The organism is Promicromonospora sp. NPDC050249, from assembly GCF_040656015.1.
GTDB lineage: Bacteria > Actinomycetota > Actinomycetes > Actinomycetales > Cellulomonadaceae > Promicromonospora.
The window spans coordinates 164,893-179,704 of sequence record NZ_JBFAKY010000001.1 but is presented as its reverse complement, the minus strand read 5'-3'; the positions used below and the strand labels follow the sequence as shown (position 1 = coordinate 179,704).

13 protein-coding genes are annotated in these 14,812 nt (G+C 70.0%); 2 read left to right on the top strand and 11 right to left on the bottom strand.

Translation table 11 applies throughout. The annotated features are described in order from the left end of the window. Positions 1-205: 205 nt before the first annotated feature. The 11 genes from AB0I32_RS00770 to AB0I32_RS00720 all read right to left on the bottom strand — a co-directional run bounded on the left by AB0I32_RS00770 (position 206) and on the right by AB0I32_RS00720 (position 11,548). On the bottom strand, positions 206-3,808 hold the full coding sequence (locus AB0I32_RS00770; protein WP_357501837.1) for a LysM peptidoglycan-binding domain-containing protein: 3,603 nt from the start codon (positions 3,806-3,808) through the stop codon (positions 206-208). After that, positions 3,805-4,209 carry a pilus assembly protein TadG-related protein gene (locus AB0I32_RS00765; RefSeq protein ID WP_357501835.1) on the bottom strand — a complete coding sequence of 135 codons (405 nt, stop codon included), beginning with the start codon at positions 4,207-4,209 and terminating at the stop codon, positions 3,805-3,807. The genes AB0I32_RS00770 and AB0I32_RS00765 overlap by 4 nt, the downstream gene beginning before the upstream one ends. A gap of 56 nt (positions 4,210-4,265) precedes the next feature. Then, positions 4,266-4,715: a TadE/TadG family type IV pilus assembly protein gene (locus AB0I32_RS00760; protein WP_357501833.1), complete on the bottom strand. Its 450-nt coding sequence runs from the start codon at positions 4,713-4,715 to the stop codon at positions 4,266-4,268. Beyond that, the gene (locus tag AB0I32_RS00755) at positions 4,712-5,194 is read right to left on the bottom strand and encodes a TadE family protein (RefSeq protein ID WP_357501831.1); all 483 of its coding nucleotides are present in this window, start codon (positions 5,192-5,194) and stop codon (positions 4,712-4,714) included. Before AB0I32_RS00755 ends, AB0I32_RS00760 begins: the two co-directional genes overlap by 4 nt. Before the next feature lie 34 nt (positions 5,195-5,228). Next, positions 5,229-6,134 carry a type II secretion system F family protein gene (locus AB0I32_RS00750; protein WP_357501829.1) on the bottom strand — a complete coding sequence of 302 codons (906 nt, stop codon included), beginning with the start codon at positions 6,132-6,134 and terminating at the stop codon, positions 5,229-5,231. After that, positions 6,131-6,997, bottom strand: coding sequence for a type II secretion system F family protein (locus tag AB0I32_RS00745; RefSeq protein WP_357501827.1), 867 nt, complete (start codon positions 6,995-6,997; stop codon positions 6,131-6,133). Before AB0I32_RS00745 ends, AB0I32_RS00750 begins: the two co-directional genes overlap by 4 nt. Beyond that, on the bottom strand, positions 6,994-8,355 hold the full coding sequence (locus AB0I32_RS00740) for an ATPase, T2SS/T4P/T4SS family (RefSeq protein ID WP_357501825.1): 1,362 nt from the start codon (positions 8,353-8,355) through the stop codon (positions 6,994-6,996). The genes AB0I32_RS00745 and AB0I32_RS00740 overlap by 4 nt, the downstream gene beginning before the upstream one ends. 221 nt (positions 8,356-8,576) lie before the next feature. After that, on the bottom strand, positions 8,577-9,386 hold the full coding sequence (locus AB0I32_RS00735) for a hypothetical protein (protein ID WP_357501823.1): 810 nt from the start codon (positions 9,384-9,386) through the stop codon (positions 8,577-8,579). 41 nt (positions 9,387-9,427) lie between these two features. Further along, complete coding sequence (locus AB0I32_RS00730; RefSeq protein ID WP_357501821.1) at positions 9,428-10,168, bottom strand: SAF domain-containing protein; 741 nt, start codon at positions 10,166-10,168, stop codon at positions 9,428-9,430. 37 nt (positions 10,169-10,205) lie between these two features. After that, positions 10,206-10,676: a hypothetical protein gene (locus tag AB0I32_RS00725; protein ID WP_357501819.1), complete on the bottom strand. Its 471-nt coding sequence runs from the start codon at positions 10,674-10,676 to the stop codon at positions 10,206-10,208. Between the two features lie 515 nt (positions 10,677-11,191). Continuing rightward, complete coding sequence (locus AB0I32_RS00720) at positions 11,192-11,548, bottom strand: hypothetical protein (protein ID WP_357501817.1); 357 nt, start codon at positions 11,546-11,548, stop codon at positions 11,192-11,194. Positions 11,549-12,440: 892 nt separating this feature from the next. Between AB0I32_RS00720 and AB0I32_RS00715 the strand changes: the two genes are divergently transcribed. Continuing rightward, positions 12,441-12,833, top strand: coding sequence for a helix-turn-helix transcriptional regulator (locus AB0I32_RS00715; RefSeq protein WP_357501815.1), 393 nt, complete (start codon positions 12,441-12,443; stop codon positions 12,831-12,833). Positions 12,834-12,967: 134 nt separating this feature from the next. Next, positions 12,968-14,740: a ParB N-terminal domain-containing protein gene (locus tag AB0I32_RS00710; RefSeq protein ID WP_357501813.1), complete on the top strand. Its 1,773-nt coding sequence runs from the start codon at positions 12,968-12,970 to the stop codon at positions 14,738-14,740. The last annotated feature ends 72 nt before the right edge of the window (positions 14,741-14,812 follow it).

Sequence of the window (14,812 nt, the reverse complement as noted above, 5' to 3'; positions counted from 1 at the left end):
GTGTGCAAGGTCCGCCGCCCCTTCTCTCTGGACCTACTCGGTGCGCCCTGGCTTGCCCGTCGCACGGCCGCCCGTGCGCGCTATCGCATGGGTCGCCGAGCCCGACGTTCCACCCGTGACCCGGCGGCGTTATGGCGCGGAGAGACAGGGCTCTGCCGTCTCGCTCGCCTCTCGGACCGGGACCTGCGTCGAGCAGACCCGCTCCTCAGGCTCGCCGATCTTTCTTGCCGGACGGTCGCGGTGTCATGTCACGCCGGGCCGTGATCTCGCGGGTGCGTTCGGGCGGGTCGGGCGGCGGCCACTCGTCATCGCTGCGGTCGTAGATCTCCTCGGCCAGTCGCTTGCGGGCCAGCTCGGCGTGCCCGGTGACGTACTGGATGGTGATGTCGTCCAGCCGTGAGGTCTCGTCGTCGGGGTTGGCCTGCTTGCCGACCTGTGCCGCCCACCTGGCCAGCTCGATGTTCTCCTCGGCCATCGCACGGGTGTGGACCAGGTGGGCGACGTCACCGATCGCCGCGGTCATGGTGTGGTCGATCCGGTCGCCCTTGAACAGCCAGGTCCACCCCTTGGCGCGGGTCTGGTCGAACGGGCGACCACGCACGAGCTTCAGCGCGGTGACCAGATCATCGATCCCGTCGGCACCCCCGGCCCGCGCCCGGGCCTGCAGACGCTGGAACAGGTGGATATCGACCAAGAGCCCCTCGACCTGGTAGGCGGGCGTACCCGATGCAGCGAACGCGGTCGTCTTGTTCGCGCCGGGGACGTAAGGCCGCCCGGTGGCGGGGTCGGTGCCGAGCCACGCACGCACTCCGGTGACCAGCGACCGGCCACGGCCTTCCGCGATCGCGAAGTCCTCGGCCAGCTCCGCCGGAGTCACACCACGAGGACGGAGCGCGAGGTAGGCCAGGGTCTCCACATGCAGGGCTTTGAGCCGTGCAGTGTGCTCGGTGATCCTGCCGTATGCGGTCGCGGTCACCGGCCCGAGCAGCATCAGCCGGGGACGCCTGTACTGGTCGGGGTCGAACCACGCGGTCACGTCCTGGTCCAGGGTGGGGTCCGCGGCGTGGGCCGTCTCGCTCGCCGGGCGCTGTGGTGGCACCACCGGTGCGAGGACCTCGACGTCCTGTGCCGTGGTGGCAGCTGCCTCGACGTAGCGGGCGGTCGGCGCGGGCAGGAGTGACCAGGGGCCGGCCGGTGCTTGCGGGTCGACCGGGCGCGGCTGCGCTGCCGGCGTCTCCGCGCCCGCCGCAGCAGGAGCGTGCCCCGCGTGGACAGGCTCGAGCGGTGCCGTCCGGGCCGGTGCGAGACCGACCGGCTCCAGGGTCGTGGACCGGGCTGGTTCTTCCGCGGCCCGGGTGACCTCGACGATGGCGACCGACGCGGCCAGCTCGTGCTCGGCCAGCCCGACTGCGGCCAGGTCCCAGCCGAGGGCGGGCACGCGCAGCCGGCCCTCCACGATGTCGAGGACGAGCCCGGCAGAGGCCGGCGCGGCGAGCACAGTCGACGGTCCAGCAGCCGCGCCGAGCAGCACCACCGCGGCGCCGGTCCGGCCACCTGCCGCGTTGTCGGCCTGGTCGCCGGACCAGTCCCGGTCCGGGTGCAGGTTCGCGGTCAGGGTGTGCAGGGCGGACCGTGTGGTCGTCCCGATGCCTGGTGAGGCGATGAGGGCGTGCGACTCGTCCCGCTCGCGCCCAGCGCTTTCCCGCCGGGTCTTGACGGCGGTGTCGACCTCGCTGACGCAGGCGAGCGTGTCGTGGTCGTCGGTGTGGTCGTGGTGGTGCCGGAAGTCGGACAGGCCGGTCACGTCCCAGCCGGTGGCCAGGGTGTGCAGGGTGGTGTTCTCGGTCCAGGGGTGCAGCAGCAGCTCGGCCGTGATGTACCGCCCGAAGGCGTCGACCGATTCGTGGTCGCCGGTGACGGTCACGGTGCGGGCCTGTTCGAGGTCGAGCAGCCACACGTGCCCGGCCTCATCCATGCCGACGGTCACCAACAGCGGGTACGGCGCCAACACATCGTTCGTCACGGACTCGGTCGGAGCTTCCGACAAGGCAGTGGTCCACCGGGTGCCGGACCCGACCCACGGCAACGGCAGGTCCGCCGGCTGGGCTAGGTGGACGACGGCGTCGGTCCCGGTGAGCTCGACGCCGACCAGAGCGGGCATCCGCCCGGTCGGGTTGTCCCGGTGTGGTTCGGCCAGGCCACGCAGGAGACGGTCCAGGGCGTCGATGTCTCCGACCCAGGCCTGCCCGGTGGTCGTGATCGTGCGTTCGACCGGCACCGTGCTGTCATGCGCGCGGGCAATGCGGTGGCCCGGATACCGGTAGCGCCACTGGGTCGCGCGACGGCGGCGCAGGGCGACCAGCAGTCCCGCCGCGAGCATCGCGCCCCCACCGGCAAGCCCCGGCACGAGCCACGCCGGACCCACGAAATCGCTCCGGTCCTCCTCTGCCGGTTCCTCCGGTGCAGGCGGCGCGCTGGTGGTCTGCCGCTCGCCGGTACCCCTGGGCGCCGAAGTGGGGTCGGATCCTGGCGTCGTCGGCCCTGCCCAGGGGTTGGTGTGCGGGGCCGGTTCGGCCGTCTCCGGGGACGTGGCGTTGTCGCGCACACCCTGGTGTGCGCGCTCATCCGGAGCTGAGGTGGGTGGGTCCACGCTGGTCTCGTCGGTAGACGTGTCGGTCCTCGGTCGCTCCTGCGGCGGGCTCTGCTCGGGTGGCGTGCGGGGCAAGGCATCCGAGCCCTCGGCTGCTGTCTCCTCACCGGCAGACCCCTCTGGGGCTGTGTCGCGCGCGGATGTGGATGCGGTGGGCTTCGACGGGGCGGGTGTGATGGCGGGGATGGTCAGGCGCCAGCCCGGCTTGATGCGGTCGGGGTCGGTGAGCCGGTCTCCGTCGGGCTGCACGGTCTGCCGGGAGGCGTGTGCGATGTCGGGGTAGCGGTCGGCGTCGCCGAGCTCGTCCAGGGCGATCTGCGTCAACGTGTCTCCGCCTTGGACGACGTAGGTCGCGTCGCGCGGTGCATCGTGGTTCGCCGCCGTCTCGGTCGCAGCCACCTCCGGTCCAGCGTTGTCTTCGGTGTCGTTGGCCGGTGGGGCGGGCAGGCGCAAAACGGTTCCGGGGACGAGGAAGTCGGGCCGGCCGGCCAGGACGCTCTGGTTGAGGTCCTTGAGCTCGGTGAACCGCATGGGGTCGCCGAGCTGGTCGCGGGCGATGCTCCACAGGCTGTCGCCTTCGACCACCGTGTACGCCACGGTTCGTGGCCGTGCGGGTCCGGACATCGAGCGGCGTTCACCCTGGTTGGGTCCGGTGTGCGCGGTGGTGCGCGCTGGTGTGCGGGCTGATCCGTCGCCGGTGGCTGGGGTGGTGTGCGCACTCGTGTGTGAGGTGGCTGCATCGGCCGGGGTTTGGGCTAGCGCGGGTGGTACGGATACGGCGAACAGCAGTGACGCGGTGGTCAGCAGGCGTCGAGCCAGACCGCGCTGAAACCCGAGCCGCCCTGGGATCGCGATGCGGCCGCTCAGCGCGACGAGCTCGAGGACGATCGTGAAGGTCAAGTAGGCCCAGGCCGCCCAGGTCACGCAGCCCAGCACGATCACGACCAGGGTGGTGCTCCCGACACTGGTCAGAACCAGCCCGAGGTCGTCCCACCCGAACCCTGTGGGCAAGAGCCGGTGGCGCGCCAACTCCAGCACGACGGGGACGCCGACCACTAGCAGCAACAGTCCGATCGTCGCGGCCAGGCCGCGCAGTCGGTCACCGGTCGTGGGCCGCACACCAGGGTGTGCGGTTCGCCTGTTGAGCGGGGTGGTCATGGTTGGCCTCCGGTCTCGGTTCCGGCGAGGGTGCGCACCAGGCGTGCGGTCGCCGTCCCGGTTACCTGTCGGGGCCCGGCGATCGAGCTGACGATCGGTGACTGGTAGGTGTCCGTGACGGCCACGGTGAGCGTGGCGTCGGCTACGGTGACGACCCCGGAGACTCCTGCGGTGGACAGGTAGGTCTGCGCGGCGGCACGGGCGGCGTAGGGGTCGACCGTCAAGGTCTGGGACCCGGGTGTCGTACCTGCGGCGAGGGCGATCTGTTGTCCGCCGGTGCGTGCTGCCTGGGCGGCCAGGTCGTTGGCGCGCTGCTGGGCGTGCAGGGTTCCGCCGAGTTCGACGACGAAGGCCGCGCACAGCAGTAGCGTGATCACGCACACGACCAGGAACGGAAGCATCGAACCCGCCTCAGGGTCTTGCCCGGCCGGCAGTGCGTCGGCAACGGGGGGACGCGTCACTGGGACCTCCAGGTATCGACGGGCGACGACATCGACGCCGAGATGGTCACTGGCTGTCCGATGGGTATGCCGAGCCGGATCGGATCGAGGTGGCAGGTGACCGTGGCGGACACCGTCGAGGGCTGCCCTGCAGGGGCCAGCAGGCCAGCGGTGTCCACGGCGACGTCCGTGGCCGCACAGCGCAGGTCCTGGTTGACCAGGGTCATGGCCGCCGTGGCGCGCGCTCCGGACTGCGCCTCCGGTGCGGTGCGGGCCAGGGAGGCGGTCCGGGCGGCGTCGGCCGCAGCGGCTTGCACGGACTGGTGGGCCAGCGTGTACAGGGCGAAGAACGCGATCATCCAGCACACCGCCATGACGGGGAGAGCCACGGCGACAACCTCGATCGCAGCTACCCCGGCCTCGGACTGGCCTCGCTGGTCCTTGCGCGCATTGCCTGAGCGGGTCACGGCGCCCCCGGAGCCGTGAGGCGTTCGACGGGCATCGATGCGGACTGGGTGATCGTCAGGTCCCACCCGGCCACGAGCGACTGGGTGCGGCCTGTCAACGTGACCGTGGCTGTCGTGTCGTTGCGCGTGACAGTCGCGCGGGGCAGCAGGAGGAAGCCACGCCCGGTGGTGCTGGCGAACTGGACCGCGGCAGCCTGCCCGCTGCCGGTCGTGCCGACCTCGGCGGCGGCCACGCGGGCGCCCTCGCTGGCAGCGGCGATCGCGACCTGGCGTCCGGCGAACCACAACGTCGCCTGGACCGCGGCGATGATCAGGAAGAACACCAGCGGCAGGAGGATCGCGGTCTGGATCGAGGCCTGCCCGGCCTGCCGACGATGGCGCGCACACCAGGGTGTGCGCGCTTCGGTTCCGGCCCGGGCGCGCTCATGCCGGACCAGCACGGGTGGCTGGTCCGAGGTGTGCACGGTTGGAGTGGGCACGCCGGTCCTTTCAGAGGTCTGGGCGGGGTAGGTGTCACACAGGTGTCAGCAGGCGCATGAGCGACGGCGCCATGAGCAGGGCGATGAAGGTCAGGGCCATGACGGCGCCTGAGGCGCTCATGCGGACGGCGATGGCGTTGGCGGCGGCGAGGTCCTGGTTGCGCAGGGCGTTGCGTTGCGCCTTGGCGCTCTTGCGGAGGTTGTCGTAGATCGCGGTGTTCTCCGTGGCGGACTGCTCGAGGGTCTCGGCCAGGTCGCGCAGCTCGCCGACGCCGACCTGGTCGGCCAGGTCCTTCAGCGCGTCCCAGGGCCGTGCCCCGGACATCTGGGCCTGGGCCAGGGTGATGGCGATGCGGTTCAGGACCCAGGACCCGGTGCCTTGGGCGGCCTGTTCCATGGCTTGGGGGACACCGGAGCCGCTTATGCGCCGCAGCGCGAGCAGGCTGGTGTAGAGGGACAGGGCACGTCGGAACTCGGTGCGGGCTTTGGTCGCCTTGTCGGCCACGGTGTAGTGCGGGATGTGGAACAGCGCGGCGGCCAGTAGCGCTGCACCGAGCGCCGGGACGGTGAACGGCACCTGGATGCCGAGTAGGCCGAGACCCAGCGTCAGCAGGGGAGCGGCGACCACTCCCATGACGGCGCAGACCAGCTGTTCGCCGTAGAACCGGGCGGGCGAGATGCCGAGCAGTGCCAGGTCGCGGTGTGGTGTGCGCAGCCAGAGCGAGGCCGGCAGGTGGTCGCTGCCCCACCGTCCCAGCCGTTCGGTGCTGCTCGGCACGGACTGATCGTGTGGCCGGGTCCGGGACGGGTGGGTCGCCGGGGCGAGGCGGGTCAAGCCGTCGGCGAGGTCGACGTGCGCGGGCAAGAGCTGGACCACCAGGAGGGCGAGGGCGAGCGCGAGAGAGCCGCCGGTCAGCCCGGCCCAGAAGAGCCCGGTCATGAACGGCCTCCGGCGGTGAACAGGCGAGTGGGTCCGGTGCCGTTGGACATCCGGTTGAACCAGAACAGGGTCAGGGCGAAGAAGCTGGCCAGTACGAGGAAGACGAGCTGGCCAAACGGGGTGCGGTAGGGCTCGATATAGGTCCCGTTCAGCAGCATCGCGCCGAGGGTTCCGACCGTGATGACGGTCAGCCAGGTTGCGGTAGCGCGGTACGTAGCGCGGCTGGCCTCGACCTCGCGGCGAGCGCGGACCTGGTCGGCGACGTCGTCGGCCAGGTCGTCCAGCACCTTGGCGACGGGTCCGCGCAGCTCGATGGCGGTGACCAGGGACTGGGCGACCATGTCCGCGGTCGGGTCGGCGAGGTCGTCGGCGAACGCCGACAGCGCCAACCGCGGATTCCAACTCGACTCCAGCCGTGCCGCCAGAGACTGGACCTGTGGTGCGATCGGGGCCGGCGCCGTCCACGCCGTGGACCGCAGTGCGCTCTCCAGGCCCTTGCCACCCGAGAGCGACCCGGCCAGGGACCTCGTCCAGTCCTGGATCGCTTCCAGGCGGGCGATGCGTTCGCTCTGGGCCCGGTTGGACAGCATCGACGGAACTCCGACGGAGACCACCGGTCCAACAAGCAGGAGCAGCGGCCAGCCGGTGATCAGCCACGCGACCAGGCCGGCCACGAGCCCGATCCCGAGCAGGATCCGGGTGCGGCGCGGCATCCGACCGAACGCGGCTCGGGCACGATCGATGACACTGATGCGGGGCGGGCGCGCGGTCTGCGGGAGGGCCGGCGGTACGGGGCGCAGCGCGTGAACGAGGCCGACCAGACCGCCGCAGATCAAGGCGCCGCACAGGGCCGCGATGATCATGACCGCACCCCCGCCGTGGCCCGACCCGACACACCGGGGCGCTGCAAGGCTTCGGTGAAGCCCTGCAGGTCGAACCCGTAAGCCTCCAGGCCCTGATGGTCCAGGTCAGGCATGGTGCTCGGCACGGCGTTCCCGTCCGGCCCGGGCCCGAAGATCTGGGTGGTGGCGTACCCGGTCTCCCGCTCACCGGGAGCCACGGACATGATCTCGGCGACCTGGCGGCGCGGTGTCTGGCTGGTGGGGTCGTAGGACAGGTCGACGTGCACGATCAGATCGATCGCGTGCGCCAGCTTGGAGGTCGCCAGGTCGTGCGTGACCTGCTCCTCGCCTTCCATCGCGCACGTCACCAGCTTCCGGATCGCGGCGACCGCGCTCGTGGCGTGCGTGGTGGACAACGACCCGGTGCCGGACTCCATCGCCTTGATCATCGGCCAGACCTCCGAGCCGCGGACCTCCCCGACGATCAGGCGGGACCGGTTGTACCGGAAGGACCGCCACAAGGCCTCCGCGATGGTCGACTCCCCGGCCTGCCGACCGTCCAGCCCGACCTCACCGGACCCGGGGCGGGCCTCCCACGCGATCACGTTCGAGCGCAGATCCTGTAGGCCGAGCTCGTACTCCGTCTCGAACGTCGCGATCCGTTCCCCGGCCGGGATCTGGTCGCATAACGCGCGGGTCAGGGTGGTCTTGCCGGCGCTGGCCGCGCCGGAGACCACGATCGACTTGCGTGCCCGGACCGCTGCGGCCAGGAACGAGGCCACTAACGGGTCGAGCATGCCCAGCTCGACGAGCTGGTTGAGAGTGACCTGGACCAGGCGGTGGCGCCGGATGACGACGACCGGCCGGTCGGTCACCCACGCGCTGGCGGCCAGGCGGGCACCGCTACCGGGCAGGCGCATGTCCACGTACGGGTTCCGCTCGGAGAACGGCCTGGCACCGGAACCGGTGCGTGAGGCGATGTCCTGGATCAGGTCGATCAGCTCGTCGTCGGAGTCCGCGACCGGTTCCCCGGCTACCCAGGTGCCGTCGGCGAGCTGCAGCTGAACATTGCGGTGACCGTAGATCTCGATGTTCTCGACGTCGTCGTTGTCCAGCAGAGGCTGCAGCCGGCCCATGCGGAACAGGCTGTTGAACACCGCGTCGCGCAGCGCCTCCCGCTGCGCAAGCGTGAACTCGGCCTTGTCGTCGTTGCGGCGGTCGGTGGAGGCCTGCTTCACCAACCGGTTGATCGCTTCCTTGCCCGCCTCCTCTCGGACCAGTGCGTCGGTGCCGGGCTCGAACCGCTCGGCCTGCTCGGTGGAAACCTGCTCACGCAACGCAGCGACCAGCTCCCAGTCGACCGGCACCGACCGCGACACCGTGACAGCAGAGTGATCGCTGAGTACACCGTCGTGCCCCGGAGCCGAACCTGCGGGGGATGGTCCGTTGCCTGTGGCTGTGGGCTCTGATTGCCCGGTGCCGACCCAGGGGTTGGCCTTGCGGCGTAGGTTCGGCGGTAGTTCGTGCGGCACGGGGCGCGTGAAGTATGGAACGTCCGCCGGGTCGGTACCCTCGGGTGTCTCAGTGCGGGGCTCGGCCGTCATGCCTGCTCCTGTCGCCGATCAGCAGCGGCTGCCCATACCGCCGCTGGACCCGGTACCCGCTCCTGGGCCCTGTCCGTTGCACCGTCCGGTTCGGCGGACGGCGTGGTAGCCGGGGGAGTACCGAGGGAGGTCTGCCCGCGCAGGGCGCGCGCGGTCTCCTGAAGGGAACGGGCGAAGGCTCCCTTGGGGAACCGAGGGCGTGGTGTCGTGCCCTGGTGGTAGGTCTCGGCGTCCTTGGTGGAATGGGCGATCTGTCCGACCAGCGGCAACCCGAGAAGCTTGGCCGCTCCGCGCCCGGAGTACGGGCGGCCGGGACCGACGACCAGGAGCCCAGCCTGCTTCCACGCCCGGGTCCGTACGACGAGGTCGGCGTGCGACCGGGCAGCCGCGAGTGCGGGCAGATCCGTTCGGGTTACCAGCACCGTCAGATCGGCGCGCTCGAGCAACAGCCGTGGTGACTCGGCCATGCCGAGACGTCCGGCGTCGACGATCACGTCCTGCCCGGCCGCGTCCAGACCGGCCAACACGTCCGCTAGCGGCGCCCACAGGTTGCCCAGCTCTCGTGCCTCCAGGTGCGACCTGGCACCGGGCACAAAACGCACCCCCTCAGTGACGGGTACCGCCACACGATCCAACGCCTCAGCGACCGGCTCAGCCGCGAACGCGACATCCAACAGACCCGTGTCGTGGTCCCGAGCACCCTGGAACCACCCGGCCAGGATCGCGGACCCACCCACCGGGTCGGCCCCGATGATCGTGACCGGGCGCGGCCAGGCGACGGCCAGCCCGAGCGCGGTCGTGGTCACGCCCGGTGAGCCTGAGGCCGAGCAGAGCGCGATGACCGCCATCAGCCCTCCCCGGTCTCGGGCGAGGCGCTGGGCGAGGGGGAAGGCTCCGTCCCGTCGGCGGGCGGCGTGGCGTTCTGCTCGTCGAGCTCGCGGGAGTCCAGGACGAGCGTCACCTTCCCTGCGGCGGCCTCAGCAGCAAGCGTGATCGCCTCTTCGTGGGAGACCAGGACGTCGACCACGGTCTGCCCGTCCGGAGCAGGGGGGTTGACCGCGACCACCTGCGCCTCGTGGAACGTCGGAGCCTGCTCGCTGGCGCCGTCGACCGCAGTGACGACCGCGCGCACCCGGTCGCCGGGCAGCAGCGCGAGGCCGGGCGAGACGGGCGGCGGCAGGACGATGCCCAGCACCGACATCCCCGACGGTGGTACCAGCTCCGCGGTCACTACCCCGGTCGTCAGTGGAGCACCGGCCGCGACGTCCCACGCGGCTCGCTGCCCGACGACGTCGCCCCGTGCCCCGGCCCCGATCAGGTCCAGGGCGACGTCCGCCCCGACCTGCGTCTCGGTCAGGTCCTCGGCCGTGATGACCGAGCCCCGCACGATCGTGTCCCTGGCCACCAGCACCGTGCGGGTATCGGTCAGCGTCGCCACCAACAGCACCGCACCCAACGCGCCAACGCCGATCGCCGCGATCATCACGATCGCCAGGATGGGACGTCGCTTCAGCTTCGGTGGCGCGAGCCTGGCTCCTGCCGGTGGCGCACCCGGCGCCGATGACCCTTGCGTGGTCGTGCTCGTCATCCCTGCTACCCCCTTGACTGCCCTGCCTGGCAGCGCGTCAGTTCACCAGTACCTGTGCCTCGCCGACCGAGACCTGCACGCTGCTCGACAGGTCCTCCACGTCCAGGGACCCGGACTGCCCGGCACCCTCCCACTCCACGACCCACTCGCTGGTGGCCGTGACCGTGTACTCCTGCCCGGGCTGATACCCCGACTCGCGGGTGTAGGTGTGCCCGCAGTCCGGCGACTCCGATCGATCGAAACGGGGCTCGTATGGCGTGCCTGGGCCGGCGCACACCACTTGGGTGCCGTCGCCCATGTCCCACACGATCCGCTCCACCCGAGCGGTCGCGGTCACCGTCACCGACCCCGCCGACGCCGTGCGCGTGACCGGTCCGAACGTCTGCTCGCCCGGGTCCTGGACCCACAACCACGTCGGCAACGCGACGACGCCGGGACCGTTCGGGGCCGGGGACATCCCGATCTCGACCGCGCGCAGGTTCATCCGCTCGACAGCTATCTGCGCCACCTCACCGGGCGTAGGACCGGCATCGGTCGCATTCGGGGGCTCCGCTAGCCACATCGTGCCCCGCAAGCCACCCGCCACGTTGTAGCACCCATAGATCGCGCCATCGCCTGGAGAATGCCCGTCCCACTCCGACGCCGTGGCCGGTGGCTGCGGATCGACCGGGCCACGGCTCACGTAACAGTTCCAGTCGTTGCTCCAGACACCGTGCTCCGATGTGCACGGCACGGGCGAGGAGTCGCCGGCGGAGTACCAGGCCTCCGCCTTCCAGATACACGGCGAGCCCGGCCCCGTGGCACCCGACGGCTTCTTCTCGACCGGCTCCTCGCCGCGAGGACCCTCGCCGGTGGAGATGTCGGTGACGGGCCGCGAGGGCGTCGACGGTTCGATCGCCTGGACCAAGCACGAGTTGGTGAACCGATTGGTCTGCTCACACTTCACCGGGTCCGAGGCTTCGGCAGGCCCTACGAACACTGAAAGAAGGGCTAGCCCCACGGCGGTGCTCACCAGCGTCATGCTCAGGCGGCGTCGCATGGCGCCTTCTCCAGGGTCTCGCCAGATGCGACGCGCCAGGCATCGTCTGGCTCTGCGTCGTAGTCGTAGTTCGCGACCTGCAGCCGTTCCCATGCCCGATCGGGCCGATCCGCTGGCACCACCGAGTTCCCGTGCGCATCGACGACGTCGATCTCACTCACGTCGTAGCAGACGTCGATCTGGACGGTAGGAACGGTCCCAGCGCCCGGATCCGAGTTGTCCAAGGACACCGTCTGCACCGAGAGCTGCACGATCTTCGTCGTGCCCGTCGCCGTCCACTGGTCGGCCCGGAACGTTTCAAGCTCCTGCTGCCACGCCTGGAGCGAGACACTGGACGTCACTCGCTTCAAGCGAGCCAAGGGCTGGGTCGGATCGGCCGCCAGCTCGTCAAGGACCCGGTAGTAGTCCCGGGCTGCTCGCTCTGCATTGCTCGCGGCGCGCTCCTGCTCGGTCGCTGATGATGGCGTGACGCTCGGCGCAGCGGTTGCTCGGGGCGTGGACGACGACGCCGTCGTGGCTGGCTCAGCCTCACTTGAGGCACCGGTGCACCCAGCTGCCAGTGTGAGCAGAACTACGGCTGTGAGAACAGGTCGCGTGGTTCGCATGCTGGGGGGCCTGCCTCCCTTGGCGTGCCGCTGGGACGGTCCGCCGTGATCGCCGACGAGGTCGAATGCGTCGCGCGGGTGAAAACTGGGGGAAACCATTACCCCCGATCTGGATCGTTCATGCAAGGCAAATAGCCTTTCTGTTACGCGCGTGAAACAGACTGCGCTGGGCGCTGGCGTGAAATTGGTTGCAGATGTCACGCGTGGAACCGTTGCAGATGAGCGCACGCTCTGCGCACACCTCATTGCGCGCACACCATGGTGTGCGCGCGCATCGCTGCAGGTCAGATGCGCACACCAAGCCGTTCGCTCGGTCGCACACGTGGCCGCTACGTCAAGACCTCAGCCCTTTTGGACGAATGTCCAAAAAGAGCGCACACCATAGGTGTGCGGGCTCCGCAAGGCGATAGCGTCATGAATTCACCATCTGAAATCGTGCCGCTCCCCGCTGGCGGAGAGGGCGTGCGCCGAGCCCGTGGGCGCCCGCCTCTGCATCCCTGCCGGCCGTCGCGGAAACCTGCGCCGAACTAGGATCAGGCCCACTCTCGGGGCTTCCGGGTGATGGTGACGAAGACGAGCTGCGGATCCAGGACGCAAGGTTGGAGCGAACGACGTGTTGGCAGAGCGAATGACGGGCGCCGAGGTCTTGTGTGAGAGGGAGAGTCTCGGGCTGACGCAGTCGGACCTGGCTCGACTGCTCGGCAACAACGCCGACACGATCCGGGACTGGGAACGCGGCAAGACCTTCACCCCGGTGCGACTCGCCGCCCAGATCGCCGAGGTCGAGGCGCTCCTGGAGGAGGCGACCGAGCGAGCGGTGGCAGAGCTTGTCGCCGAACTGCGGGCGATGCCGCGACCGCGCGCGGTGGTGTACGGGGAAGGAGAACGACCTCAGCAAGGAGACGTGGAGCGGTTCGGGGTGCGTTGGTGGCGTGGTGTCGCGAGCAAGGCCAAGGCCCAGGTGCCCGGAACCAGAATCGGTACACAGGCCGATTTCGACGCCATCGACAGAGAAGCATGAACAAAAGATTCGAACGCTCCGAAAAAGCATGGGTTTAAGGCGGCTTCGAATGGCTCAATAGTCCTTAGTGGCTTAGAATTGTGGTACAGGCCAAGGGGAGTAGCCCCAGGTCAGGACGGCACAAGGAGCCGACTATGTCTGTGCAGACCGAGAACAAGAACGTCGAGAAGGCGGCAGGTAACGCCTTCCAGAAGGCGCAGGTGCGGTACGTCGACCCGCGCACGGTGAAGTTCGGGACGAACGTCCGTAGCGACGTCGAGAAGACCCTCGACCCGGACTTCGTCGACAGCATCCGCGAACTTGGGATCCGGGTTCCCCCATCGGTGTACGAGGAGCCGGACGGGTCGCTCACCCTGGTCGACGGTGGTGCGCGACGGACCTGGGGAGCAATCGCGGCAGGCCTGAAGCTGTACCCCGTGATCGTGGTGCCCCACGGCGGCACGAGCGCGCTGGACCGGCTGGTGAGCCAGTTCCACGAGAACGACCAGCGGCTCGGCATCAACGACGCCGACCGCACAGCCGGGTACCAGCAGATGGCGCTTTTCGGCGCGACCGCAGCACAGATCGCCAAGCGGACCAAGACCACCACGGCCAAGGTGAAGGCCGCGCTCGGCGTCGCCGGGTCCGAGACGGCGCGGGCCGCTCAGGTCAAGTACGACCTCACGATCGATCAGGCCGCGACGCTGACCGAGTTCGCGGACCACCCGAAGATCGTCGCCAAGCTGACCGAGGTCGCCACCAGCAACCCGGGCCAGTTCGCGCACGAGGCCCAGCGTCAGCGCGACGCGCTCCAGCGCACACAGGACCTGGCGCAGGTCCGCGCGACGCTGCGCGAGGCGGGTGTGCGGGAGATCCCGAACCCTGGGTACGGCAACAAGAAGATCACCCGGATCGGTGACCTGGCCGACGCGCAGGGCAACCGCCTGACCGAGGAGACGCACCGCACCTGCCCCGGTCACGCGGCGTACCTGGACGAGTACAGCCGCAGCAAGGTCGTGTACGTGTGCACCGACCCGAGGGCGAACAAGCACGCCAAGGACGGCCGCGTCCTGGGGGTACCGCTGACCGGCAAGGAAAAGTCGGAGCGAGACGCGGTGCGCGAGTTCAACCCGCGCTGGGAGTCGGCCACGGACGTCCGCCGCACGTGGCTGTCCGAGTTCGCCAAGAAGACGACCGCCCCGAAGGGCGCCGACGAGTTCATCGCGATGTCGGTGCTGCAGGAGGGCAGCAGCCTGGACAAGGCGGGCAACACCGGGCACGCCCTGGCCGCCGAATGGCTCGGTATCAAGAACCCGGGCTACGGGGCGCGTCAGGCCGTCGCCGAGATGATCGCCAAGGCCGCGAAGGCGGGCAGGCCGGGCCGGGTGCAGCGGATCACCCTGGTCCTGGCGCTGGCCGCGATCGAGGCCCGCACAAGCAAGGCAACCTGGCGCTCCACGCGCGAGGCCCGCTACTTCCTGGCCCTGCGGGACTTCGGGTACGACCTGGACAAGGTCGAGGAGATCGCCGCAGGCCTGCGCACCGCCATCCCCGAAGCAGCCAGTCTGCAGGCCGCAACGGCAAGCACCGCACCGAAGGCCAGCGCACCGGCCAGGACCGCCCCTCCGGTCCCGACCTCCACGTCGGCTGGTGCCACGACCAAGTCCACCGGCCAGGTCAAGCGCCAGGCCTCGACGAAGCCCGCCAACACCAGCCCGACCCCGGCCAAGGCCAAGAGCACCGAGAAGCAGCAGCCCGCCCACAACCCGCGAAAGGTCACGACCACGCCCGCCAACACCACGCCTGAGGAGGCTGCGACGCGCGAGACCGCGAAGCAGGAGTCGAGCGGGCAGCAGCGACCGGCGGCGAAGCCACAGGAGGAGAAGACCGTCAGCGCCCCGCAGTCTGTTACCGCCGGGTCGCGGTAGTGCGAGCCGCATAGCAACAGGTCCAGGAGGCCGCCATCCCCGTACCGGGGGATGGCGGCCTCTTTCGCGTGC